The 23317-nt window shown below is 74.0% G+C and carries 27 protein-coding genes and 1 riboswitch; of the genes, 13 read left to right on the forward strand and 14 right to left on the reverse strand.

The features are described from left to right. Nucleotides 1-57: 57 nt before the first annotated feature. The 8 genes from ACFVQZ_RS08830 to ACFVQZ_RS08865 form a co-directional block, all read right to left on the reverse strand. Nucleotides 58-1644, reverse strand: a complete 1587-nt coding sequence (locus ACFVQZ_RS08830) for an alpha/beta hydrolase (RefSeq protein ID WP_030492287.1) — start codon at nt 1642-1644, stop codon at nt 58-60. A gap of 139 nt (nt 1645-1783) precedes the next feature. Next, on the reverse strand, nt 1784-2530 hold the full coding sequence (locus ACFVQZ_RS08835; RefSeq protein ID WP_383620670.1) for an urease accessory protein UreD: 747 nt from the start codon (nt 2528-2530) through the stop codon (nt 1784-1786). Next, nucleotides 2527-3222 carry an urease accessory protein UreG gene (gene ureG / locus ACFVQZ_RS08840; protein WP_030492289.1) on the reverse strand — a complete coding sequence of 232 codons (696 nt, stop codon included), beginning with the start codon at nt 3220-3222 and terminating at the stop codon, nt 2527-2529. The genes ACFVQZ_RS08835 and ureG overlap by 4 nt, the downstream gene beginning before the upstream one ends. Before the next feature lie 14 nt (nt 3223-3236). Then, a complete protein-coding gene (locus ACFVQZ_RS08845; protein WP_383620671.1) occupies nt 3237-3917 on the reverse strand; it encodes an urease accessory protein UreF in 681 nt (226 codons plus the stop codon). Beyond that, nucleotides 3917-5638, reverse strand: a complete 1722-nt coding sequence (locus ACFVQZ_RS08850) for an urease subunit alpha (protein WP_383620673.1) — start codon at nt 5636-5638, stop codon at nt 3917-3919. Before ACFVQZ_RS08850 ends, ACFVQZ_RS08845 begins: the two co-directional genes overlap by 1 nt. Beyond that, complete coding sequence (locus tag ACFVQZ_RS08855; protein ID WP_051787325.1) at nt 5631-5999, reverse strand: urease subunit beta; 369 nt, start codon at nt 5997-5999, stop codon at nt 5631-5633. The genes ACFVQZ_RS08850 and ACFVQZ_RS08855 overlap by 8 nt, the downstream gene beginning before the upstream one ends. A 15-nt stretch (nt 6000-6014) precedes the next feature. After that, the gene (locus tag ACFVQZ_RS08860) at nt 6015-6317 is read right to left on the reverse strand and encodes an urease subunit gamma (protein ID WP_030492293.1); all 303 of its coding nucleotides are present in this window, start codon (nt 6315-6317) and stop codon (nt 6015-6017) included. 163 nt (nt 6318-6480) lie between these two features. Continuing rightward, nucleotides 6481-7113 carry a TetR/AcrR family transcriptional regulator gene (locus tag ACFVQZ_RS08865; protein WP_383620675.1) on the reverse strand — a complete coding sequence of 211 codons (633 nt, stop codon included), beginning with the start codon at nt 7111-7113 and terminating at the stop codon, nt 6481-6483. A 140-nt stretch (nt 7114-7253) separates the two neighbouring features. On the opposite strand from ACFVQZ_RS08865, the gene ACFVQZ_RS08870 reads away from it, so the two are divergent. Continuing rightward, nucleotides 7254-8249, forward strand: a complete 996-nt coding sequence (locus tag ACFVQZ_RS08870) for an ABC transporter permease (protein ID WP_383620677.1) — start codon at nt 7254-7256, stop codon at nt 8247-8249. Nucleotides 8250-8347: 98 nt separating this feature from the next. Here ACFVQZ_RS08870 and ACFVQZ_RS08875 read toward each other — a convergent pair whose 3' ends face one another. Next, the gene (locus tag ACFVQZ_RS08875) at nt 8348-8647 is read right to left on the reverse strand and encodes a type II toxin-antitoxin system Phd/YefM family antitoxin (protein ID WP_030492296.1); all 300 of its coding nucleotides are present in this window, start codon (nt 8645-8647) and stop codon (nt 8348-8350) included. Between the two features lie 58 nt (nt 8648-8705). Here ACFVQZ_RS08875 and ACFVQZ_RS08880 point away from each other — a divergent pair, with 58 nt between their 5' ends. The 3 genes from ACFVQZ_RS08880 to ACFVQZ_RS08890 all read left to right on the forward strand — a co-directional run bounded on the left by ACFVQZ_RS08880 (nt 8706) and on the right by ACFVQZ_RS08890 (nt 10643). Continuing rightward, nucleotides 8706-9329 carry an ATP-dependent Clp protease proteolytic subunit gene (locus ACFVQZ_RS08880; RefSeq protein ID WP_383620678.1) on the forward strand — a complete coding sequence of 208 codons (624 nt, stop codon included), beginning with the start codon at nt 8706-8708 and terminating at the stop codon, nt 9327-9329. 7 nt (nt 9330-9336) lie between these two features. Then, nucleotides 9337-9642 (forward strand): hypothetical protein, encoded by a 306-nt coding sequence (locus ACFVQZ_RS08885; protein WP_030492298.1) that lies wholly within the window; start codon nt 9337-9339, stop codon nt 9640-9642. A gap of 339 nt (nt 9643-9981) precedes the next feature. Continuing rightward, nucleotides 9982-10163: riboswitch (cyclic di-AMP (ydaO/yuaA leader) on the forward strand. A gap of 3 nt (nt 10164-10166) precedes the next feature. Further along, nucleotides 10167-10643 (forward strand): C40 family peptidase, encoded by a 477-nt coding sequence (locus ACFVQZ_RS08890; RefSeq protein WP_383620680.1) that lies wholly within the window; start codon nt 10167-10169, stop codon nt 10641-10643. A 167-nt stretch (nt 10644-10810) separates the two neighbouring features. Here ACFVQZ_RS08890 and ACFVQZ_RS08895 read toward each other — a convergent pair whose 3' ends face one another. After that, nucleotides 10811-11236: a hypothetical protein gene (locus ACFVQZ_RS08895; protein WP_030492300.1), complete on the reverse strand. Its 426-nt coding sequence runs from the start codon at nt 11234-11236 to the stop codon at nt 10811-10813. Then, complete coding sequence (locus ACFVQZ_RS08900; protein WP_030492301.1) at nt 11229-12218, reverse strand: hypothetical protein; 990 nt, start codon at nt 12216-12218, stop codon at nt 11229-11231. Before ACFVQZ_RS08900 ends, ACFVQZ_RS08895 begins: the two co-directional genes overlap by 8 nt. Nucleotides 12219-12350: 132 nt before the next feature. Between ACFVQZ_RS08900 and ACFVQZ_RS08905 the strand changes: the two genes are divergently transcribed. Together ACFVQZ_RS08905 and ACFVQZ_RS08910 are read left to right on the forward strand one after the other, a co-directional pair. Further along, a complete protein-coding gene (locus ACFVQZ_RS08905) occupies nt 12351-12638 on the forward strand; it encodes a hypothetical protein (protein ID WP_030492302.1) in 288 nt (95 codons plus the stop codon). Between the two features lie 63 nt (nt 12639-12701). Beyond that, the gene (locus ACFVQZ_RS08910; protein ID WP_383620683.1) at nt 12702-13148 is read left to right on the forward strand and encodes a cytidine deaminase; all 447 of its coding nucleotides are present in this window, start codon (nt 12702-12704) and stop codon (nt 13146-13148) included. 32 nt (nt 13149-13180) lie between these two features. On the opposite strand, the gene ACFVQZ_RS08915 is transcribed toward ACFVQZ_RS08910, so the two are convergent. Together ACFVQZ_RS08915 and ACFVQZ_RS08920 are read right to left on the reverse strand one after the other, a co-directional pair. Next, nucleotides 13181-13624, reverse strand: a complete 444-nt coding sequence (locus tag ACFVQZ_RS08915) for an ATP-binding protein (protein ID WP_383620685.1) — start codon at nt 13622-13624, stop codon at nt 13181-13183. Between the two features lie 160 nt (nt 13625-13784). Continuing rightward, nucleotides 13785-14963: an 8-amino-7-oxononanoate synthase gene (locus tag ACFVQZ_RS08920; protein WP_383620686.1), complete on the reverse strand. Its 1179-nt coding sequence runs from the start codon at nt 14961-14963 to the stop codon at nt 13785-13787. A gap of 168 nt (nt 14964-15131) precedes the next feature. Between ACFVQZ_RS08920 and bioB the strand changes: the two genes are divergently transcribed. From bioB to ACFVQZ_RS08955, 7 genes are all read left to right on the forward strand, one after another. Beyond that, nucleotides 15132-16433: a biotin synthase BioB gene (bioB, locus tag ACFVQZ_RS08925; RefSeq protein WP_383620688.1), complete on the forward strand. Its 1302-nt coding sequence runs from the start codon at nt 15132-15134 to the stop codon at nt 16431-16433. A gap of 9 nt (nt 16434-16442) precedes the next feature. Next, entirely contained in the window at nt 16443-17723 is a 1281-nt protein-coding gene (locus tag ACFVQZ_RS08930; protein ID WP_383620690.1) for an adenosylmethionine--8-amino-7-oxononanoate transaminase, read from the forward strand. 76 nt (nt 17724-17799) lie between these two features. Continuing rightward, complete coding sequence (bioD, locus tag ACFVQZ_RS08935; RefSeq protein ID WP_030492308.1) at nt 17800-18516, forward strand: dethiobiotin synthase; 717 nt, start codon at nt 17800-17802, stop codon at nt 18514-18516. Nucleotides 18517-18612: 96 nt separating this feature from the next. Beyond that, nucleotides 18613-18957: a VOC family protein gene (locus ACFVQZ_RS08940; protein ID WP_030492309.1), complete on the forward strand. Its 345-nt coding sequence runs from the start codon at nt 18613-18615 to the stop codon at nt 18955-18957. A gap of 132 nt (nt 18958-19089) precedes the next feature. Continuing rightward, the gene (locus ACFVQZ_RS08945) at nt 19090-19515 is read left to right on the forward strand and encodes a GNAT family N-acetyltransferase (RefSeq protein WP_030492310.1); all 426 of its coding nucleotides are present in this window, start codon (nt 19090-19092) and stop codon (nt 19513-19515) included. Nucleotides 19516-19750: 235 nt separating this feature from the next. Then, a complete protein-coding gene (locus ACFVQZ_RS08950; protein ID WP_383620693.1) occupies nt 19751-21091 on the forward strand; it encodes a hemolysin family protein in 1341 nt (446 codons plus the stop codon). After that, nucleotides 21088-22107 (forward strand): hemolysin family protein, encoded by a 1020-nt coding sequence (locus ACFVQZ_RS08955; RefSeq protein WP_030492312.1) that lies wholly within the window; start codon nt 21088-21090, stop codon nt 22105-22107. Before ACFVQZ_RS08950 ends, ACFVQZ_RS08955 begins: the two co-directional genes overlap by 4 nt. 89 nt (nt 22108-22196) lie before the next feature. Here ACFVQZ_RS08955 and ACFVQZ_RS08960 read toward each other — a convergent pair whose 3' ends face one another. Continuing rightward, nucleotides 22197-23300, reverse strand: coding sequence for a maleylpyruvate isomerase N-terminal domain-containing protein (locus ACFVQZ_RS08960; protein ID WP_383620695.1), 1104 nt, complete (start codon nt 23298-23300; stop codon nt 22197-22199). Nucleotides 23301-23317: the final 17 nt, after the last annotated feature.

Below are 23317 nucleotides of genomic sequence, written 5' to 3' on the forward strand. Positions count from 1 at the left end.
GGGCGGAGGGGCGGTCGTGGTGCGACCGCCCCTCCGTCGTTCATCGCTGCGCCGGGGTCACGGCGTCGGAGCGGCGTGCGGGGCGCACGTCTGGTCCGTGGCGTCGAGCCGGCCGGTCAGCAGGTAGTCCTCGACCTTGGTGTTGAGGCACGGGTTGACCAGGTTGGTGATGCCGTGGGAGCCGGCGTCGCGCTCGGTGACGAGGCGCGAGTTCTTGAACCGCTTGTGCAGTTCGAGGGCGCCCTCGTACGGGGTGGCGGCGTCGCGCTCGGCCTGGGTGATGAGCACGGGCGGCAGGCCCTTGCCGGTCTTGACCTGCACCGGACGCTGGCTCGGCACCTTCCAGGTGGCGCAGGGCAGGTTCATCCAGGCGTTGGACCAGGTCATGAACGGGTACTGCTCGTGGAGGCGGGAGTTGTCCCGGTCCCACTTCTTCCAGCTGGTCGGCCAGGGGGCGTCCGCGCACTCGACGGCCGTGTAGACGGCGTTGCCGTTCTCGGCGGCGATGTTGCCGGCGGTGTCGGTGAGGTCGGCGGCGGCGTTGTCGATCAGCGGCTGCGGGTCGCCGGCGGCGTACGCGCTCCACGCCTCGGCCACCGGGGCCCACATGGAGTCGTAGTACGGGGCGCTCTGGAAGAAGCCGATGAGCTCGGCCGGGCCGACCTTGCCGCCGAGCGGCGCCTTCTTGGCGGCGGCGCGCAGGGTGTCCCACTGCTTGCGGACCTCGGCGAGGGTGTCGCCGAGGTGGTAGGTGGCGTCGTTCTGGGCGACCCAGGTCATCCAGTCGGTGAGCCGGCCCTCGAAGGCGATGTCCTGGCCGAGGTTGGCCTCGTACCAGATGGAGCGGGTCGACGGGTTGACGACGCTGTCCAGGACCATGCGGCGGACGTGCGTCGGGAAGAGGGTGCCGTAGACGGCGCCGAGGTAGGTGCCGTACGAGACACCGACGAAGTTGAGCTTCTTCTCGCCGAGGGCGGCGCGGACGACGTCGAGGTCGCGGGCGGTGTTCGGCGTCGTCATGTACGGGAGCATGTCGCCGCTCTTCTCGAAGCAGCCCTCCGCGTACTCGGCGGCGAGCTTGCGCTGTGCCAGCTTGTCGGCCTCGCTGTCGGGGACCGGGTCGAGCTTGGGGCCCTTGACGAACTCGGTCGGGTCGACGCAGGAGATCGGCGCGGACTTGCCGACGCCGCGCGGGTCGAAGCCGACGAAGTCGTACGCCTTGGCGGTGTTCGCCCAGATCTTGTTGTTCGTGGTGACCCGGCGCGGGAAGCGGAGGCCGGAGCCGCCGGGGCCGCCGGGGTTGTAGAGGAGCGCGCCCTGGCGCTCGGCCGGGGTGCCGGTGGCGGCGATCCGGTCGACGGCGATCTTGATCTTCTTGCCGTACGGCTTGGCGTAGTCGACGGGGACGGTGACCCAGCCGCACTGGATGGGCTTCTCCAGGCCCCAGTCGGCGGGACAGTCCTTCCAGTCGATGCCGGTGCGGGCCGCCTGGGCCGCGGCGACGGCGACGCCGATCGCCTCGGCGTCGCGTCCGTGGCGCTCGCCGCTCTCGGCGTTCGCGGCCGGCGCCGCGAGCGCGCCCGCGACGAGCGTGGCGGCGACGAGCGTGCCGGCGGAGCCGAGCGCTGCCGTGCGTCGTCTCACAGGTCCTCCCCCTGTAGGTGGTCGTCTGTCCGGGTGATCCTTTCGTCTGGGAGGCCGTCCCGACAGTCCGCACACCTGTTTCTTTGCCGAACCCATAACCGGAGAGCGGAATCCGCTGAGCGGTGCGCCCGGACTCGGCTCACCCGGCGGCGAGTTCGCCGAGCGCCGCGTCGAGGATCCGGCGCAGGGCGAGCGCGTCGGCGGCGACCGCGGTGACGAGCACGGCCGGGCCGGCCAGCGGGGTGAGCGCCGCGGTCTCGCCGAGCGGGCGGGCCGCCGGCGGGTCGTCGCCGTACGCCGGATCGACGACGAGGAGCTGGCCGGTGGCCCGGTGCCCGGCGAGGACGGCGCCGCCGTCCCAGCCGCCGGGCGCGCCGGGGCCGTACGCGAGTTCCTGGTCGAGCAGCGGGCGGCCCGCGCGGCGGACGGTGAGGCGGGAGAACAGCGTGCCGGGCGGTTCGCCGTGCCGGCCGAGGGCCTGCTCCTCGCGCAGGACCAGTCGCGCGGTGGGCGCCAGGTCGACGCCGGTGCGCACGCGCAGGTCGGAGCCGTGGGCGCTGACGAGCTGTTCGGGCAGCCAGCGCAGGGCGGCGTCCGCGCCGACCCGGAGCCGGAGCGCGTACGTGGCGGGACCGGGCGCGCGGCCGGGCAGGGCGAGGGTGGCGGCAGCCGAGTCGACCAGCAGCCGGGCTCCGTCGCGTACCTCCGTCTCGACGGCGAGCCGGTCGCCGCCGAGCGGTGCGCTCATCGCGCCGACGACCGTGACCCGCGACCAGCCGGGGGCGGCGGCGCGGGTGCGGCGCAGGGCGAGCGGGCCGTCGCTCTCCAGGACCGGCAGGGAGCCGTCGGCCTCGGCGGCGATCCGGGCGGTGGCGCGCAGGCTCATGCGGTGGCGGCGGGCGCGGCCGTCCAGGCGGCGAGCCGTTCGCGCAGCCAGGCGGCGACGGGGCCGACGCCCTCCGCCGAGCGGAGCGAGGTGAAGACGACGGGCAGGTCGCCGCGCTGCGCGGCGGCGTCGCGGGCCATCCGGCCGAGGTCGGAGCCGACGTGCGGGGCGAGGTCGGTCTTGTTGACGACGAGGAGGTCCGCGGTGGTGACGCCGGGGCCGCCCTTGCGGGGGATGTCGTCGCCGCCGGCGACGTCGATGACGAAGATCTGCGCGTCGACGAGGCCGCGGGAGAAGGTGGCGGTGAGGTTGTCGCCGCCGGACTCGACGAGGATCAGGTCGAGCGGGCCGACGGCGTCCTCCAGTTCCTCGACGGCTTCGAGGTTGGCGGAGATGTCGTCGCGGATGGCGGTGTGCGGGCAGGCGCCGGTCTCGACGGCCTGGATGCGCTCGGGCGGCAGCACCGCCTCGCGGAGCAGGAACTCGGCGTCCTCGCGGGTGTAGATGTCGTTGGTGACGACGGCGAGCGAGAGGCTGTCGCGGAGGTGGCGGCAGAGCGCGGCGACGGTGGCGGTCTTGCCGGAGCCGACCGGTCCGCCGAGCCCGACGCGCAGCGCGCGCCGGGTGCCGTCGGGGCGGTGGGCGTCGGCGGAGACGGCGCCGTGGTGGGTGTGGCCGTGGTCGAGGTGCATGGGGAACTCCCGTGTTACGAGGCGAAGAGGCGGACGGGCCAGGCCGCGTGCTGCTCGGCGGTGATGTCGAGGAGCGGCGCGGAGGCGGCGGGCAGCGCGTCGACGCCCTCGCGGGCGGCGGCGACGGCCCGGCGCGCGACCTGGTCCGTCTCGGGTGCGAGCCGGGCGAGGACGCCGGTCGCCTGGTAGGGGTCGAGGCCGAGGAGGCGTACGGTCGCGGTCGCGGGACCGCCTACCGTCTCGTACGCGGCGCAGTGCGCGGCGTCCTCGGGCCCGAGTCCCGCCGCCCGGGCCGTGACGCCCAGGACGACGGGCTGGTGGGCGCCGCGCGGGAAGGCGGCGGCGAGCGCGTCGAGTTCGGGGCTCGGCCAGGCGGCGCGGGCGGCGCGCAGCAGCTGGCGGCCGAGCCGGCGGGCGGCGGCGCGCAGCGCGGGCGACGGGGTGCGGGCGTCGGCGGCGGCGTCGAGCTCGTACGGGTCGTGCCCGAGGGCCGCCGCGGCGGCGAGGCCCGCCGCGGTGAGGCCGGCGGTGTGCAGCCGCCCACGGCAGAACGCCTCGAGTCCGGCGGCGTCGCGGATGCGCCCGGCCTTCACGGCGGCCTCGGCGCCGCCGGAGTGGGCGTGCCCGCCGGCCGGGAAGCGCCCGTCGGCGAGGACCAGGAGGGCGGTGCGGGTCGCGGTCGCGGTCGCGGTCATCAGAAGAGGAAGTAGCGCTGGGCCATGGGCAGTTCCACGGCGGGGGCGGGTTCGACCGGTTCGCCGTCGATGGTGACGGTGAAGGTGTCGGCGTCGACCTCGACGCGGGGCAGGGCGTCGTTCTCCCGCATGTCGGCCTTGGTGACGCGGCGGGTGGAGCGGATCGTGGTGAACTCCTTGGCCAGGCCGAGGCGCTGGGGCAGGTCGTCCTCGATGGCCGCCTGGGCGGTGAAGTTGACGGAGCCCGTGGCGGCGGCGCGGCCGAGGGCGCCGAACATGGGTCGCGGCAGTACCGGTTGCGGGGTGGGGATGGAGGCGTTGGCGTCGCCCATCTGCGCGTAGGCGATCTGGCCGCTCTTGAGGACGGCGAGCGGCTTCACCCCGAAGAAGGCGGGCTCCCACAGCACGAGGTCGGCGAGCTTGCCGGGTTCGACGGAGCCGATGAGGTGGTCCATGCCCTGGGCGACGGCCGGGTTGATCGTGTACTTGGCGACGTAGCGGCGCACCCGGTGGTTGTCGGCGCGGCCGTCGCCGGGCAGGGCGCCGCGCCGCTTCTTCATGACGTGGGCGGTCTGCCAGGTCCGCAGGACCACCTCGCCGATCCGGCCCATGGCCTGGGAGTCGGAGGAGATGATCGAGATGGCGCCGAGGTCGTGGAGGACGTCCTCGGCGGCGATCGTGGAGGGCCGGATGCGGGACTCGGCGAAGGCGAGGTCCTCGGGGACGGCCGGGTTGAGGTGGTGGCAGACCATCAGCATGTCGAGGTGTTCCTCGACGGTGTTGACGGTGTGCGGCCGGGTCGGGTTGGTGGAGCTGGGCAGCACGTACGGCTCGGAGACCACGGTGATGATGTCGGGCGCGTGTCCGCCGCCGGCGCCCTCGGTGTGGTACGCGTGGATGGTCCGGCCCGCGATGGCGGCGAGGGTGTCGCCGACGAATCCGGCCTCGTTGAGGGTGTCGGTGTGGATGGCGAGCTGGGCGCCGGTCTCCTCGCAGACGCTCAGGCAGGCGTCGATGACGGCGGGGGTGGCGCCCCAGTCCTCGTGGATCTTGAAGCCGAGGGCGCCGCCGCGCAGCTGGGAGTGCATCGCCTCGCGGGACATGGTGGTGCCCTTGCCGAGGAGCCCGATGTTGACGGGGAAGGTGTCGAGGGCTTCGAACATCCGGGCGGTGTGCCAGGGGCCGGGGGTGACGGTGGTGGCCTTGGTGCCCTCGGCGGGGCCGGTGCCGCCGCCCACCAGGGTGGTGACGCCGGTGGCGAGCGCCTGCTCGACGACGGTCGGCGAGATGAAGTGGACGTGGGCGTCGACGGCGCCGGCGGTGACGATCCGGCCGTTGCCGACGATGATCTCGGTCTCGGGGCCGATGACCAGGTCGGGGTGGACGCCGTCCATGGTGTCGGGGTTGCCGGCCTTGCCGAGGGCGGTGATCCGGCCGTCGCGGATGCCGATGTCCGCCTTGACGATCCCCCAGTGGTCGATGACGACCGCGCCGGTGATCACGGTGTCGGGGGCGCCTTCGGCCCGGGTGGTGCGGGACTGGCCCATCGACTCGCGGATGACCTTGCCGCCGCCGAAGACGGCTTCGTCGCCGGCCCGTCCGGGGCCGCCCGCGCGGTCCTCCTCGATCTCCACCAGGAGGTCGGTGTCGGCGAGCCGGATCCGGTCGCCGGTGGTGGGGCCGAACAGGTCGGCGTAGACGGCGCGGTGGAGGTCAGGCACGGGGGGCTCCGTTCGGCGCGCCGGGGGCTGTGGGGGTGGTGGGGGCCGCGGGGGCGTCGAGCGGGCCGGCGGTCTCGCCGCGCAGGCCGGGGACGATCCGGCGGCCGGCGATCGGCACGAGCGCGACCTCGACGGGGATGCCGGGCTCGAAGCGGACGGCGGTCCCGGCGGCGATGTGCAGCCGCAGGCCGCGGGCGGCGGCGCGGTCGAAGCGGAGACCGGGGTTGACCTCGGCGAAGTGGTAGTGGGAGCCGACCTGGACGGGCCGGTCGGCGGCGTTCAGGACGGTGAGGCGGGTGACGGGGCGGCCCTCGTTGAGGGGCACCGGCCCGTCCGCGTACAGGATCTCTCCGGGGATCATCGGTGCCGGCCCCCGTCAGACGATCGGGTCGTGGACGGTGACGAGCTTGGTGCCGTCCGGGAAGGTGGCCTCGACCTGGACGTCGTGGATCATCTCGGGGATGCCGTCCATGACGTCGTCGCGGGAGAGCACCTTGCGGCCGGAGGCCATGAGTTCGGCGACGGTGCGCCCGTCCCGGGCGCCCTCCAGGACGTGCGCCGTGATGAGGGCGACGGCCTCGGGGTGGTTGAGCCTCACCCCGCGGGCGCGGCGCTTCTCCGCGACGTCGGCGGCCACATGGATGAGCAGGCGTTCCTGCTCGTGCGGGCTCAGTTGCACTTCTTCCACCTCACAGTCGTCCACCGGGCCGCACCCGGACAGCTGCGGACCCTACCGACCGTCAACACTCTGTTGAACTGCGGAGATGCGGTGGACGGCCGGACATTGCACGTTAGGGCGGAAGTTTTTCCGGCTCGTTAACTCCGGCTTTGCGATTCCATGATCATCCGCTCGGGGGCGCGGCCCCGGCGGCGTTCATCGCCATGAGGCCGCGCAGTCCCTCCCGCAGGACGTCGATCTCGACGTCGCCGAAGAGAGCCTGCTGGGCGATGAAGCCCTGGACGGTGGCAATGAGGGTACGGGCCAGGCAGGCGGAGGAGACGTCGTCGGGGACCAGGCCGTTGGCGCGGTACGCGTCGACCAGCCCGGCCCAGATCTCCCGCATCCCGGCGAAGCCCTGGGCGAGGGTCTTCGCCAGCGCCTCGTCCCGGAAGGTCTCGGCCCACACCTGGACGACCAGCCGCGCGAACGCCTGCCGCTCCGCCCCGGCGATCCCGCCGTCGAGGACGATCATCAGCACCCGGGCGATCAGCACGTCGGGCAGCGGCGGCGGGCTGACGTCGCTCGCCTCCGTGAAGGCGCCGCGGATACGGGTGAAGGTCTCGTCGGCAATGGCCGCGATGAGCTCGTCCTTGCTCCGGAAGTAGCGGTACACCGCGCCGGCGGAGAGCCCGGCCTCGGCGAGCACGTCCTGCATGGACGTGGCGTGGAAGCCGTTGCGGGCGAAGCAGCGGGCGGCGCCGGCGAGGATCTGGCGGCGGCGGGCGTCGAGGTGTTCCTGGGAGACACGGGCCATGCCCCGAAGCTAAAACGAATATTCGTTCTTGACAACTTCGCCCTCCCGGCGGACAGTGGGGCAGGGATAAAACGAACGATCCTTCTCTTTGGGATCGTGTACCGGAAGCCCGCCTCTCCGACCCGCGAATCGAGGCCGTCATGTCCGCCACCACCCCCACCGCGGGGCGCAAGACGCTCGCGGTCCTCCTGCTCGTCCCCACCCTCGCCGCCCTCCTCCTGTGGACGTTCGCCTGGCCCGCCGCCCGCGTCGCCCCGCGCGACCTGCCCGTCGGCGTGGCCGGCCCGGCCGCGGCGGCGGACGGCGTCGCCCGCGAACTCGGCAGCCGCGAGGGCGCCTTCGAGATCCACCGGTACGAGGACGCCGCCGCCGCGCGCGCCGCCGTCGAGAACCGCGAGGTCTACGGCGCGGTCGTCGTCACCCCCGCCGGCCCGGAACTGCTCACCGCCTCCGCCGGCGGCCCGGTCGTCGCCGGCCTGCTGCGCGAGGCCGTCGCCGGCCGCGCCGCGGCGGAGGGCCGCGCCGTGCCCGTCACCGACGTCGTCGCCCTGCCGCCCGGCGACCCGCGCGGCGCCGTCCTCGGCGCCGGCCTGCTGCCGCTCGCGATCGCGGGCGCCGCCACGGGCGCGGTCGCCGTGCTGCTCGGGCTGCGCGGCGCCCGCGCCGCCGCCACCCTCGTCGGCGCGTCCCTGCTGGCGGGCCTCACCGGCGCGGCGCTCGCGCACGGCTGGCTCGGCGCGCTGACCGGGAACGTCTGGGCCGAGGCCGGCGTCCTCGCCCTGACCGTCCTGGCGATCGGCGCGACCTTCGCGGGCCTCGCCACCGTGCTCGGGAGGCCCGGCTTCGGTCTCGCCGCCGTGCTCACCGTCCTCGCGGGCAACGCGTTCTCCGGCGTGGCCAGCGCGCCGGAACTCCTCCCGTCCGGGATCGGGCTCCTCGGCCAGTGGCTGCCGCCGGGCGCGGGCGGTACGGCGCTCCGCTCCGTCGCGTACTTCGACGGCGCCGCCGCCGGCGGGCCGCTGCTGGTCCTCTCCCTCTGGACGGCGGCGGGCCTGGCCGCGCTGGTCCTCGGCGGCCGGCGGACGGCGCCCGCGCCCGTACCGGCCGCGCCGCCGGTCGCGGCGACGGCGGCCTGACCACCGCGCCCCGGACGCACACAGCCGTGTGCCCCCTGTCCGACTCGTCGAGCAGGGGGCACACGGCTTCCTGCCGCCCGGGGTCCGTCCGCGCGGGGTCAGCCCGCGCCCGGCTCGCGGTGGTGGGCGGCGATGCCGAAGCGGCGCTGTTCACCGGTGGCGGAACCGAGCCCGCCCGCGAGGCCCGTGCCGGAGACCGAACGGATCACGGGGGCCTCGGCCGCCTCGTGCTCCTCGGCCTCCAGCTTCTCGAGTCGTTCCAGGTCAGCGGCGGAGACCAGGGCGACGAGCGGCTTCCCGTGGCGGGTCACGACGACGCGCTCGCCGCCGTACACCACCTTGTTGATCAGGTCGGCGAGCTCCGCCCTCGCTTGCGTCACCGGGATCTCGTAGGTCATGCTCCTCATCTTACGGTCTGTACGTCCTGTACATTTTTGACAGAAGGAGGCGCCTGCCATGCACGCACGCCACGTACTGCCGGAGTTCTCGGAGCGGACCTCGTACGGCACCCGCACCCTCGACCCGTACGCGAAGCTCCTGGAGAACCGGGTGGTCTTCCTCGGTACGGCCGTCGACAACGTCGCCGCGAGCGACGTGATCGCACAGCTGCTGTACCTGGACGCGGACGCCCCGGGCCAGGACATCGCGCTGTACCTCAACTCCCCCGGCGGCTCGATCACGGCGATGACCGCGATCCACGACACGATGCGCAGCCTGGCGAGCGACGTGGAGACGACCTGCCTCGGCCAGGCGGGCTCCACGGCGGCGGTGCTGCTCGCCGCGGGCACGCCGGGGAAGCGGATGATGCTGCCCGGCGCCCGGGTCACCCTGCGCCAGCCGGTGCTGGACGAGCCGTTCGCGGGGCAGCCCTCCGACCTGGACCTGCAGGCGCGCGAACTGGCGCGGCTGCGCGCGGTGATGACGGGGCTGCTCGCCGCGTACACGGGCCGGACCGAGGAGCGGATCACCGCCGACACCGACCGGCCGACCGTCCTCGACGCGCCGGCCGCGCTCGCCTACGGCCTGGTCGACCACATCGTCAGCGACCGCCGGACCGCCGCCGGCACGCCGGCGCGGTGAGCGCGCGATGGTGCCGGAGCTTCCGCCGCTGCCCGCCCTGACGCGCGCCGAGGGCCAGTTCATCGACGCGTACCTCGAAGTCGTCGACCTCCTGGGGAGGATCAATCCGTCCAGGACCTCGCACACCTACGGCGCCCTGCGGGCCGCGCAGGCGCTGCCCGGCCGGGTGGCGGCGCTGCGCGAGGCTCTGACGCTCATGCACCTGCGGGGCGAGGGCGAGATCCACGCGGAGACCTTGGCGTGCGCGCTGCGCGTGCTGGACGGGGAGCGGCGCGCGGCGCGGGTCACCGTGCCGGGAACCCCCGCCAGTTGACATTCCGACGTGTCGTGTCGAGCCCCGTACGGCGGACACCGGACGCAGAAATCCTCCCCCGTTCGGCGTAGTCGGGCATGCGGCAGGGGGCGCGGGCAAGTTGCACAACGGGTGTACGCATTTGGCGGAATGGGACATTCCGGCGCTGGTACGGGGCTCGTCGGCGAAACCTCCGACGATCACGAAACCCTCTTGTCCACCCGTATGGATCAGTCGTGAGGAGCCTCACATAACGTCGTTTCCGCTCGGATTTCGACCGTTCGGTGGGTCAAGATCCTCGACGACGACAAGCCCCCGCCACCCAGGCGGGGCGGTCCGGGCGGACGCCGAGTCCTGCCGCCGTCCCGGACGCCTGGTCGACAGGATTGGATCGGCAGGAGTGGAGGACCCGAGCAGTACGGGTCGGCCGCGCCGGATCTCCGGCGCGGCCGTCCCTTGGGGTGAAGCCGCAGCCGCGGCCGGGCATCTTCGCCTGCCCGAACCCGACAGGTCATCCTTCACAGGCGGCTGACGAAGGGTTGCGCATGACTGCGCAGATGCATGTCCCGTCCCTGCTGTCCCGGGCGGGAGCCATCTCGGCTCTCACCCTCGCCGCCGTCGGCGGCACGCTCCTCGCACCGGGAGCGGCACCCGAGGCCCAGGCAGCCACCACGCACGCAGCGAAGGCACTCAGCGTCGCCGCGGCCAAGAAGGGCGCACCGTACCGGTACGGCGCGGCGGGCCCCTCCCGCTTCGACTGCTCCGGGCTCACGCTCTACGCGTACAAGAAGGCGGGCAAGTCGCTGCCCCGCACCGCGCAGCAGCAGTACAACAAGACCCGGCACATCTCCGCCTCCAGCCGGCAGAAGGGCGACCTGGTCTTCTTCCACTCCGGCGGCCGCGTCTACCACGTCGGGATCTACGCCGGCAGCGGCAAGATCTGGCACTCCCCCAAGACCGGCTCCTGGGTGAAGCTCGACAAGATCTGGACCTCCAAGGTCTCCTACGGCCGCGTCCGCTGACCCCCCGGCGCCCGCGGCCGTCCCCGGGGTGCGGCGGCGCCACCGCACCCCTACCGCGGGCGCCGGTTCCCGATGGCGCCCGGCCACCCACGGCCGGGCCGTCATCTCTCTCCCCGCCTCAGCCGCTCTCGCTCACGGAGAAGGCCCGGATGCCTCCACCGGAAACATCAGAGCTCGACCGGGCTGTCCTCCGTGCCGAGCTCCGCCCAGAACCTGCCGAAGTCGTCGACGCCGGCGAGCGGCGACGCCTGCGCGAGGTCGACGATGCCCCGCACCACCGCGTGCACCATCTGGGGATCCCCTGACTCCATGGCCTGGTCCAGGCGGACGAACATCTCCGTTCCGGTCCGCGCGCGTTCCGCGAAGACGCGGTCGAAGTAGTGCCGCAGGCTCGCCTCGGCCGCGCGGATCCGCTCGACCTGGACGTGCTCCGCCGCGGCGACGGCCGCGCGCTTCGTCTGCTCCTCCTGCCGGATCCGGCCGTACTCACGCGCCGCCGCCACGATCTCGTGCAGGGCGGCGACCGCGTCGGCGGCGGGAATCGCCGGAGCCGTCGGGCGCAGGATCTTGCCCGTGTGCACCGTGTCAGACATCCGCGGCCTCCTTGAGCAGGGTTCGATACCTCATCCGGAAAGGAGCCGTCTCCTCGTACGGCTCGCCGGATTCGTCGACGATCTTCGCCGACGCCACATCGCGAACGGCCACGGCCAGCGACAGCGCCCGCCGGAAGCGGGCCGCGTGGGGCTCCGGGACGAACGGCTCGGACTCCAGCAGGTCGAGGGCGCGCGTCGCCCGCTCGACGAGCTGGGCGAGCACGCTCTCCAGTTCCGCGGCCCGGGCGATGATCCCGTCGAACGTCGCCTTCTTCGCCTGCATCCCGGCGATGGCGACACCGATCGCCGCCTCGTTCTCGCGTGCTCTGGTCATCGCCTTCTCGCCCTGTCCGGCGACGACGAGACCGCTCACCAGGAGCGCGGGCCCGACGGTGACGAAGTTGAGGGCCGCGGCTCCGACCGCCATGCCGGCGCCGCCCGACGCGAGGCTGCCGCCGCCGAGCGCGGCCAGCGTCGCGTTCGTCAGCGCCGCCCCGGACAGCGAGGAGAGGGCGGTGCCCGTACTCGCGGTGGCGAGCGTCGTGACCGCGCTGGTCACACCGGCGTTGATCCCCGCCCCCGTCACCGCCGCCCCCACGATCCCCCGCATCCAGGCGACGGCGTCCTGCCCGAGGCTCCGGTCGACCGTGACCTGTCCGGGCGTCGAGTCGAGCCCGTCCACCAGAAGCTTCTCGCTCTCCGACACCTGCTTCTCGTGGCGGCGCAGAAACGCGGCCATGCGCTCGACCACCCCGTGGAAGGCGTGCTCCTGGCAGCTGCCGAGGGCCCTCAGCCTCTCGTTGGTGACCAGCTCGTGCGCCTCCAGCGCGAGCCGTTCCTCGTCGTGCCGCGCCCCGGCCTTCCGGATGCGGTCGTTGGCCCGTTTGATGTCGAACCCGCCCTTGAGACCGAGGGCGACGCCGCCGGCGCCGCTGACGGCGCCGACCCCGATCAGGACAAGCGGAACCAGCGGCAGGACCATGGAACGTCTCCGAATCGGATCACGGGAAGCGCGGAATGCTCGCATCGTAGTGTCGAACGATCAAGTCCGGTGCAGAATCGGCCGGATGCCCCTCCTGGCGGCCGTCCAGTTGCCTCGACTAGATTGCGCGGCATGGCTCTGCGCGACATCACCCGATCCGCGGTCCTGCGGGCGGTCGAGGAGTACGACCTGAACGGCCGGGACGCGTTCCTGGAGAAGTACCGCTTCGGACCGGCCCGCAGCTACGTCCTCGTGATCGACGGCAGGGAGTACGACTCCAAGGCCGTCGTGGGAGCGGCGCACGGTTACCTGCCCGGCCTGGAACCGCTGGGCAGCGACGAGTTCTCCGGCGGCAGGGACCACGCCGCCAAGCTGCTGACCGACCTCGGCTTCGACGTCGTGACGCGCGGCATCGGCTGACAGCCCCTGCCCGGAGCACGGGTCCGGCTCCCCCATCCGCCACCGCGTCCCTAGGATGCGGCGATGACACTCGATCAAGCTCTGGTGGACGCAGCCGTCGCTCAGGCGGAGCGGCGGTGGTCCGCCGACGAGGCCGGCGGGGCCGCGGCGGTGCGGCTCGACGACGGGCGGATCCTCACCAGCGTCGGGCTCGACAACATCCACGGCAGCGTCGCGCTCTGCCAGGAGACCGGCGCGTTCTGCCAGGCGTACACGCTCGACCGGCGGGTCACCGCCTCCGTCTGCGTCTTCCGCGACCCGGAGGACGGGCGGTACGTGATCCTGCCGCCGTGCGGTGTCTGCCAGGAGCGGCTCGCGCTGTGGGGGCCGGACGTCGAGGTCGGCGTGCCCGATCCTCGCGACCCGACCCGCTGGGTCGCGTACCGGCTCGCCGAGCTGCATCCGCAGTACTGGGCGCGCCACTTCGCCGGCGGTTCCTGGCCGCCGGCGGACATGCACGCCGGCGGCTGAGCGAGGCGCTCGACGGGGAATGCGGCGGGTGGTCAGGCCGGGACGGGTGGGGCCGGGGCGATCGCCCAGGGGAGGGTGATCCACACCGTCTTGCCGCCCTCGGCGGTCGGGGCGACCGAGAGGCGGCCGCCGGCCTCCGCGGCGAGGACGCGGATGATCGCCATGCCGCGCCCGTTGTCCTGCTGGACGGCGGCCGGGAGCCGGCGCGGGAACCGCGGGTGGCTGTCGGTCACGCCGATCCGCAGGAGTTCGTCGCGGTCGAGCCGCAACTCGACGGTGAAGGTGGGCGATTGCCCGAAGGTGTGCAGCACCGCGTTGGTCGCCAGCTCCGACACCATCAGCCGGATCGAGTCCGCCGCGTCCGCGCCGTCGTCCAGACCCCAGCGGCCGAGCACCTCCGCCACGAACCTCCGCGCCGTGGCGACCGCGGCGGGCTCGCTCGGCAGGGTGACGGATGCTTCCTGGTGCTCTGGCATGGCGAGGCCGTCCCTTTCCCGCCGGGGCCGTCGCCCCGGATCGCGCTGCGCGTCAGCCTGCCACCGATCCGAGGCCCGGGTGGGGCGTTCTCCCGAGATATGCCCCGTTCTGTCGCCCGATGCGGTGAACTCCGCGTGTCCTGAGCGGTCTTGGGCCGCCTCAGCGTGCTCCGGCGGGTGCCGTCCGCACGATCGTCGCGACGGCCCGCTCGATCTCCGCGTCCGTGAGGTCGGCGCGAGCCGTCAGCCGCAGCCGCGAGATGCCGTCCGGTACCGACGGCGGCCGGAAGCAGCCCACGGACAGGCCCCGTTCGCGGCAGTCGGCCGCCCACCGCAGCGCCTCCTCAGGCCCCGGCGCGTGCACCGACACCACCGCCGCGTCCGGCCGGGCCGAGGTGAAGCCCGCGTCCGTGAGCGTCCGGTGCAGGGCCGCCGCGACCGCCCGCGCCCGCTCGGCGAGGCCCGGATCGGCGGCGATCAGCCGCAGGCTCGCGAGCGCCGCGCCGGTGGCGGCGGGCGCGAGGCCGGTGTCGAAGATGAAGGTGCGGGCCGCGTTGACCAGGTGCTCGATCACCCGCGCCGGTCCGAGGACCGCGCCGCCCTGGCTGCCCAGCGACTTGGAGAGGGTCAGGGTCGCCACCACGTCCTCGTCGCCGGCGAGCCCGGCGCCGTGGACGGCGCCCCGGCCGCCGTCGCCGAGCACGCCGAAGCCGTGCGCGTCGTCCACGACCAGGCCGGCGCCGTGGTCGCGGCAGGCGGCGGCGAGTTCCTCCAGCGGGGCCCGGTCGCCGTCGACGGAGAACACGGAGTCGCTGACCGCGAGCGCCCGCCGCCCCGGATGCGCCTCCAGCGTCTTGCGTACGGCCTCGGGGTCGGCGTGCGGGACCACCGCGGCCTCGGCGCGGGCCAGCCGGCAGCCGTCCACGATCGAGGCGTGGTTGGCGGCGTCGGAGACGATCAGCGCGCCGGGGCCGCCGAGCGCGGTGAGCGCGGCGAGGTTGGCGGTGTAGCCGGAGGAGAAGACGAGGGCGGCCTCGAAGCCGCAGAACGCGGCCAGTTCCTCCTCCAGCCGGGTGTGCAGCCGGGTCGTGCCGGTGACGAGCCGCGAACCGGTCGCCCCGGCGCCCCAGCGGCGGGCCGCCTCGGCGGCGGCCTCGGTGACCTCGGGGTGCCGGGTGAGACCGAGGTAGTCGTTGCCCGCCAGGTCCAGCAGCTCCGACTCGGCCGGGCGCGGCCTCAGCGTCCGCACCAGCCCGGCCTCCGCCCGCCGCCGGGCCTCCGCGCCGGTCCAGTCGAAGGCGGAACGGCGCGCGGGAGGAGTCGGCTGGGCCTGGGGCATGGGGCGTTCCTTCGTCGGCGCCGTTCGTCGGCGCCTTTTGTAGGCAGCGCACAGACCCTAACGGCAGGAGGCCGAGGTCGGGATGTGGTCATACACACACCTCGATCCGGCTCGTTTGTTCAGTTCCTCCTTGGCCGGGGGGTGTGCCGTAGGCAAGGATCAGCCCTTATGGACCTGCTGAACACGCTGGTGGAGAAGGGGCTGCGGCGCGAGACGCCGACCCGTGAAGAAGCGCTCGCCGTGCTGGCGACCTCCGACGACGAACTGCTCGATGTGGTGGCCGCGGCCGGCAAGGTGCGCCGGCAGTGGTTCGGGCGGCGGGTGAAGCTGAACTACCTCGTCAACCTGAAGTCCGGGCTGTGCCCGGAGGACTGCTCGTACTGTTCGCAGCGGCTCGGCTCCAAGGCCGACATCCTCAAGTACACCTGGCTGAAGCCGGACGAGGCGTCGCAGGCCGCCGCGGCGGGCATCGCCGGCGGCGCCAAGCGGGTCTGTCTGGTCGCGAGCGGCCGGGGGCCGACGGACCGGGACGTGGAGCGGGTCGGCCGGACCATCGAGGCGATCAAGGAGCAGAACGAGGGCGTCGAGGTGTGCGCCTGCCTCGGTCTGCTCTCCGACGGGCAGGCCGAGCGGCTGAAGTCGGCCGGCGCCGACGCGTACAACCACAACCTCAACACGTCCGAGGGCACGTACGGCGAGATCACCACCACCCACACCTACGCGGACCGGGTGGACACCGTGCGGAAGGCGCACGCGGCGGGCCTCTCGGCCTGCTCGGGCCTGATCGCGGGCATGGGCGAGACCGACGAGGACCTGGTCGACGTGGTCTTCGCGCTGCGCGAGCTGGACTCGGACTCGGTGCCGGTCAACTTCCTGATCCCGTTCGAGGGCACGCCGCTGGCGAAGGAGTGGAACCTCAGCCCGCAGCGCTGCCTGCGGATCCTCGCCATGGTCCGGTTCGTCTGCCCCGACGTGGAGGTCCGGATCGCCGGCGGGCGCGAGGTGCACCTGCGGTCGATGCAGCCGCTGGCGCTGCACATCGCCAACTCGATCTTCCTCGGCGACTACCTCACCAGCGAGGGCCAGGCCGGCCAGGCCGACCTCGACATGATCGCGGACGCCGGCTTCGAGGTGGAGGGCGCGGGCACGACCACGCTGCCCGCCCACCGCGCCGACGCGCTCGCGGCGGCGGGCGGCGGCTGCGGCTCCCACGCGACGGCGGGCGGAGGCTGCGGTTCCGGCGCGGCGGCCGGGTGCGGCTCGCACGCGGACGCGGCGGACGCGGAGGCCGGCGGCGGCTGCGGCCCGTGCGGCGGCCACGCGGTGCCCGCGGCGGCTCCGGCTCAGGCTCCGGTATCGGCGTCCGCGTCTGCGTCCGCGTCTGCGTCTGCGTCTGCGTCTGAGGCGCGTACGGACCTGGTCGCGGTGCGACGCCGCGGCGCCGGCACGGACCTCGCTCCCAACGCGTAACGGCCGGCCATGCGCAACGACGAACTCCTCGCCCTCGACCGGGCGCACGTGTGGCATCCGTACGGCCCCATGCCGGGCCGTACGGAGCCGCTGGTGGTCGCGTCCGCGTCCGGCGTGCGGCTGCGGCTCGCCGAGCCGGCCGAGGGGCGGACCGAGCTGATCGACGGCATGTCGTCGTGGTGGTCGGCCGTGCACGGCTACAACCACCCGGTGCTGAACGAGGCGGCACGCGGTCAGCTCGACCGGATGAGCCACGTGATGTTCGGCGGACTCACCCACGAGCCCGCCGTCCGGCTCGCCGCCCGGCTCGTGGAGATCACGCCCGAGCCGCTGCACCACGTCTTCCTCAGCGACTCGGGCTCGGTCGCCGTCGAGGTCGCGGCCAAGATGTGCCTGCAGTACTGGCGTTCGCTCGGCCACCCCGCCAAGCGGCGGCTGCTGACCTGGCGCGGCGGCTACCACGGCGACACCTGGCAGCCGATGTCGGTGTGCGACCCCGAGGGCGGGATGCACCAGCTGTGGTCCGGCGTGCTCCAGCAGCAGGTCTTCGTGGACGCGCCGCCCGCCGCGTACGAGGAGTCGTACGCCGAACTCCTCCGCGCCGCGATCGCGCGGCACGCGGACGAACTGGCCGCGGTGATCGTGGAGCCGGTGGTGCAGGGCGCGGGCGGCATGCGCTTCCACGACCCGGCGTACCTGCGGGTGCTGCGCGAGGCGTGCGACGCGCACGGCGTGCTGCTCGTCTTCGACGAGATCGCCACGGGCTTCGGCCGCACGGGCACGCTGTTCGCCGCCGACCAGGCGGGGGTCTCCCCCGACGTGATGTGCCTGGGCAAGGCGCTGACGGGCGGCTATCTGTCGATGGCGGCGACCCTGTGCACCCGCGCGGTCGCCGACGGCATCTCGCGGGGCGAGGTGCCGGTGCTCGCGCACGGCCCGACGTTCATGGGCAACCCGCTCGCCTCCGCCGTCGCGTGCGCCTCCATCGACCTGTTGCTCTCCCAGGACTGGGCGGGCGAGGTCAAGCGCATCGAGGCCGGGCTGCGCGACGGTCTCGCCGGGACCGAGGACGTCCCCGGCGTCCGCGAGGTGCGGGTGCTCGGCGCGATCGGCGTCGTCCAGCTCGACCACGAGGTCGACATGGCGGCCGCGACCCGGGCGGCGGTCCGGGAAGGCGTGTGGCTGCGTCCCTTCCGGGACCTCGTCTACACCATGCCGCCGTACGTGACCGGGGACGCCGACCTGGCGCGGATCTGCGCGGCGGTGCGCGCCGCGGCGACCGCGGGCTGACGCCGCCGGCGGCGGCCCGCGCGATCGACGAGGCAGCAGAAGGCAGAAGAGGAAAAGGGAAAGGGAGAGGGAAGCGATGGGCATCGTCGTCGTCAGCGGGACGGGCACGGAGATCGGCAAGACGGTCGTGACCGCGGCCGTCGCCGCCGCGGCCGTCGCCGCCGGGCGGTCGGTCGCGGTCCTGAAGCCCGCGCAGACCGGGCTCGCGCCCGACGAGCGCGGGGACGCGGACGAGGTGGTACGGCTCTCGGGCGCGAAGACCGCCGCCGAGCTGGCCCGCTATCCGGAACCGCTCGCCCCGGGCACGGCCGCCCGGCGCGCCGGTATGGCGCCGGTCGGCCCCGCGCAGGTCGCGGAGGCTGCCCGCGCGCTCGCCGGGGAGCACGACCTGGTGCTCGTCGAGGGCGCGGGCGGGCTGCTCGTCCGCTTCGACGAGGACGGCGGCACGCTCGCCGACGCGGCCCGGCTGCTCGGCGCGCCCGTCCTCGTGGTCGCGCCGGCCGGACTCGGCACGCTGAACGCGACCGCGCTCACGGCGGAGGCGCTGCGGGCGCGCGGGATCGCGCAGCTCGGTGTGGTCGTCGGCAGCTGGCCCACGGCACCGGACCTCGCGTCGCGCTGCAACCTGACGGACCTCCCGGAGGCGGCCGGCGCGCCGCTGCTCGGCGCGGTGCCGGAGGGCGCGGGGGCACTGGACCCGGCGGCCTTCCGCGCGGCGGCGGCCGACTGGCTCGCGCCCGCGCTCGGCGGGACCTGGGACGCGGAGGCGTTCCGGGGCGAGGCGGGGGCCTGAGGTCGGAGGGCCAGGCGCGGGGGCGGCTCGCGGGGGCGGCTCGCGGGAGCCGCCTCGCGCGCGGAATTCCGGTGGCTCGCTCCGTATGGTGAAGAGATGCGCGCACACGTACAGGAGCTCGTCTTCGACTGCGGCGACCCGGCCGCCCTGGCCCGTTTCTGGGCCGGTCTCCTCGGCGGGGAGCCCGTCGACCGGAGCCCCGACTGGTCGTACGTCGACCCGCCCGGCTTCGTCCGCGTCGCCTTCCAACGGGTCCCCGAGGGCAAGGCCGCGAAGAACCGCCTGCATCTGGACCTGGAGGCGGGCGACCCCGAGGCGGCGGCCGACGAGGCGGCGCCGCTCGGCGCGGTCCGCGTCGGCGGGCTCGTCAACGACGAACAGGGCGCCTTCCAGGTGATGCGGGACCCGGAGGGCAACGAGTTCTGCTTCGTCACGGGATGACGCGACCCCTTTCCTCTCGCCCGTCCCCCTCGCCCGTCCTTCTCGCCCTCCCGCCCCGCTCGGCCCCGTCACCCCACGTCCACCTCGCGGAACGTGCTGGCCGCCGCCTCACCCGCATGGTGGGATCGGGCCATGATCGATATAGAAATCCGGACCGCGGTGCCCTCCGACGCCGAAACCGTGCTCGCCTTCTGGCGGGAGGCCGCGGAGGGCACGTCCATCTCCGACGACGTCGACGGGGTGCGACGGCTCCTCGCCCGCGACCCCGAGGCTCTGATCCTCGCCGTGGACGGCGACCGCGTCGTCGGTTCCGTGATCGCCGGCTGGGACGGCTGGCGCGCCTCGCTCTACCGGCTCGCGGTGCTCCCCTCGTACCGCCGCCGCGGCCTCTCCAAGGTCCTGCTCAAGGCGGCGGAGGATCGTTTCGCCGCGCTGGGCGGGCGCCGCGCGGACGCCATGGTGCTGGAGGAGAACGCACGCGCGCACCGCGCGTGGGAGGCGGCCGGGTACGCGCGGCAGGACGAGTGGCGCCGCTGGGTGAAGCCCTTCACGGGGTGACCGGCCCGCCACTTTGCCGATCCTTTACCATGGGATCTCGATCAGAAAACCCGACGACCGAAAGGTGTGAACGTCCGCCCATGGGCGAGCCTCCCAGTAGCACTGGTACCACCCCCGCCGAGAGCACCGCTTCCGACCCCGGTTCCGATACCGGCTCCGGTTCCGGTTCCGACTCCGGCGGCCGACATCGCGCGTTCCGTGCCTCCCTGTCTGATCATGGGACGGAGGTGACCCGATGACCGAAGTGCTTCTGCTCCTGGTGGCGCTGCTGCTCGCGCTCGCGTGCGGCGCGTTCGTTGCGGCGGAGTTCTCGCTGACCACCGTCGAACGCGGCGAGCTGGAAGCGGCCGTCAAGCGGGGCGAGCGCGGCGCCGCCGGCGCCCTCAAGGCCGTCAAGTCGCTCACGTTCCAGCTCTCCGGCGCCCAGCTCGGCATCACCGTCACCAACCTGGTCGTCGGCATGCTCTCCGAGCCCTCCATCTCCAAGCTGATCAAGGGACCGGTCGAGGACCTCGGCCTCTCCCCCTCGGTGGCCTCCTCGGTCGCCCTCGTCCTCGGCACCGCCCTCTCGACCGTGGTCCTCATGGTCGTCGGCGAGCTGGTGCCCAAGAACTGGGCGATCTCCTCGCCGCTCGCCGTGGCCAAGGTCGTGGCGACGCCGCAGCGCGTGTTCACGGCCGCGTTCAAGCCGCTGATCAGCCATCTCAACAACACCGCCAACCGGATCCTGCGCCGCCTGGGCATGGAGCCCACCGAGGAGCTGGCGTCCGCGCGCTCCCCGCAGGAGCTGGTGGCCCTCGCGCGCCACTCCGCGAAGGAGGGCGCGCTGGAGGCGGACACCGCCGAGCTGTTCGTCCGCACGCTGAACCTCGCGGAGCTCACCGCCGAGAACGTCATGACGCCGCGCGTCCAGGTCACCGCCCTGGAGGTGCAGGCCACCGCGGAGGACGTCGCCAACGCCACGCGCGCCACCGGCCTCTCCCGCTTCCCCGTCTACCGGGGCAACCTCGACACCGTCGTGGGCATCGCGCACATCAAGGACGTCCTCGCCATACCGGCCGACGAGCGCCGGCGGCGCCGCGTCGGCGACATCGTGCGCGAGCCGCTGCTCGTGCCCGAGACGCTGACCGTGGACAAACTGCTCGACCGCCTGTCCGGGAAGCAGACCATGGCCGTCGTCATCGACGAGTACGGCGGCACGGCCGGCGTCGCGACCCTGGAGGACATCGTCGAGGAGGTCGTCGGCGAGGTGCGCGACGAGCACGACCCGCACGAGACCCCCGACCTCGCACGCGCGGGCGAGGACGAGGACGGCCGCCTGCTGTGGTCGGCCGACGGAGCCGCCCGCACCGACCAGCTGGAACGCATCGGGCTGAAGGTGCCGGACGGACCGTACGAGACCCTCGCCGGCGTCCTCGCGACCGACCTGGGCCGCATCCCGGCCGTCGGCGACACCGTGGAGCTCGGCGGCTGGCGTCTCGACGTCGTCGACGCCTCCGGGCGCCGCGCCGCGCGCGTCCTGCTGCACGCGCCGCTCCCCCAGGAAGACGACGAGACCGGCGAGGCCCACCGATGACCGCGATCCAGCTGCTGATCGGCCTGCTCACGCTGGTCGTCAACGCCTTCTTCGTCGGCGCCGAGTTCGCCCTGATCTCGGTCCGGCGCAGCCAGATCGAGCCCCTCGCGGAGGCCGGCGACCGCCGGGCCCGCAGCGTCGTCTGGGGCCTGGAGCACGTCTCCGCGCTGCTCGCGGCGGCGCAGCTCGGCATCACGCTGTGCACCCTGGTGCTCGGCATCGTCGCCGAGCCCGCCATCGCGCACCTGCTGGAGCCGGTCTTCGACGCCGTCGGCGTGCCGCACGGCCTGGTCCACCCGATCTCGTTCGTGATCGCGCTGACCGTGGCCACGTACCTGCACATGCTCCTCGGCGAGATGGTGCCGAAGAACATCGCGCTCGCCGAGCCGACCCGCACCGCGCTGATCCTCGGCCCGCCGCTGGTGACGCTGGCGCGGGCGCTGCGTCCGGTGATCTTCACCATCAACGCCTTCGCGAACGCGCTGCTGAAGCTGCTGCGCGTGGAGGCGAAGGACGAGGTGGCGGCGACGTTCTCGGACGACGAGCTGGCCCGCATGGTCACCGACGCCGGCGACGCCGGTCTGCTCGACGACCGGGCGGCCGAGCGGCTGCACGACGCCCTGGAGCTGGGCCGCCGTCCGGTGCGGGACGTAGTCATGCCGGTGGAGAAGGTGATGTACGCGCAGGTGGGCACCACTCCGGAGCAGCTGGAGTCGCTGGCCGCCGAGTCGGGCTTCTCCCGCTTCCCGGTGGTGGACTCCGACCGTCGGATCCTCGGCTACCTCCACGTGAAGGACGCCCTGGACATCAGCCCGCGCGACCTTCCGCTGCCGGTGTCGGCGCTGCGGCCGATCGCGCGCGTGCGGGCGGCGACGCCGATGGACGACGTGCTGACGGCGATGCGCCGCAGCCGTACGCACCTGGCCGCCGTGCTCGACGAGGACGGCAAGCTCGCCGGACTGGTGACGATGGAGGACGTCCTCCGCGAACTGGTGGGCCGCCCGGCCGCGCCGTAGCGGGCGCGCGGCGCAGCGGAAGGGCCCCGGGATCTCGGATCCCGGGGCCCTTCCCGCGTCCGCGGTCCCGGTGCGGGGGCGCCGCCGCGTCAGAGGGCAGTGGCGGCGAGCCAGTCGTCGAGGAGGTCGCGGTCGCCGGTGTGGGTGAAGCGGGCGTCGTCGGCGGCGTACCGGCGGTGCAGCAGGAGGAGCAGGTCGCCGGCGTCGGCGGTCACGGTGGCGGTGATCGGCTGAGCCGATTCGGTCAGCTGAGTGGATTCGGCCGGCTGAGTCGATGCGTTCGGCTGATGCGGTGTGGTCGGCCGATGCGACGCGGTCCGTTCGGTCGTCCGGCTCCAGGTGAAGCCGCCTCCGCCGAGCACCAGCGTCCACGCGGCACCGCTGTCGCGCGCCGCCAGGCGGAGGGCGGCGCCGTCGCGGCCGAGGTGGGCGAGCGGTTCGGCGATCCACGGGATGTAGGGGGCCGTGGTGAGGAAGTGGTCGAGCGCGTCGGCGGCCGTGGCCGGGTCGAGCGGGCGCGCGCCGCCGGTGAGCGCGATCTCGGCGTCGGCGAGGTGGACGACCGTCTCGGCCAGGACGTGCCGCGGGTAGTGCCGTACGTACGGGTCGGCGCCGGGTGACCACACCGGCGCGGCGGGATCGGCGGCGCGCGCCGCGGCGGTGAAGGCGGCGGCGCGTGCGGCGAACCAGCCGGGGTACGCGGACGGCTCGGCCGGCGGGTCGAGCGGGAGGTCACCGGGGCGGACGCGGGTGGCGGGCCGTGCGGTCACCAGGTGCGCGGCCCAGCCGTGCACGGTGCCGAGGTGGCGGGTCAGGTCGCCGAGCGTCCAGCCGGGGCAGGTCGGCACGGGCGTGGCGGGATCGGCGTCCGCGACGGTGTCCGCGTACCGGCCCGCCTGCTCGGCGGCGGCGTCCACGAGGGCGAGGTGGATGTCCTCGTCCAGCCCGAACCCCGCGGACACCTGGAGCAGCTGGTCCCGCCACGGGCCGGGCGGCTCCCGCAGCGCGGCGGCGCGGAAGAGTCCGTCGAGGGTCCGCCGGTCCTCCAGGCCGAGGCCGGACAGCACGTACCCGGTGCTCTCGAGCCACTTCACGGCCGTGTCGGGGTCGAGGGTGTCCTCGTCGCTGGTCTCGACCGCCGTGACCAGCCCGGCCAGTGCCTCGGCCAGGGCGTGCAGGAGCGCGTCGCTCATCGGGTTTCCCCTCCCGG

Source organism: Streptomyces sp. NPDC057854 (assembly GCF_042797055.1).
GTDB lineage: Bacteria > Actinomycetota > Actinomycetes > Streptomycetales > Streptomycetaceae > Streptomyces.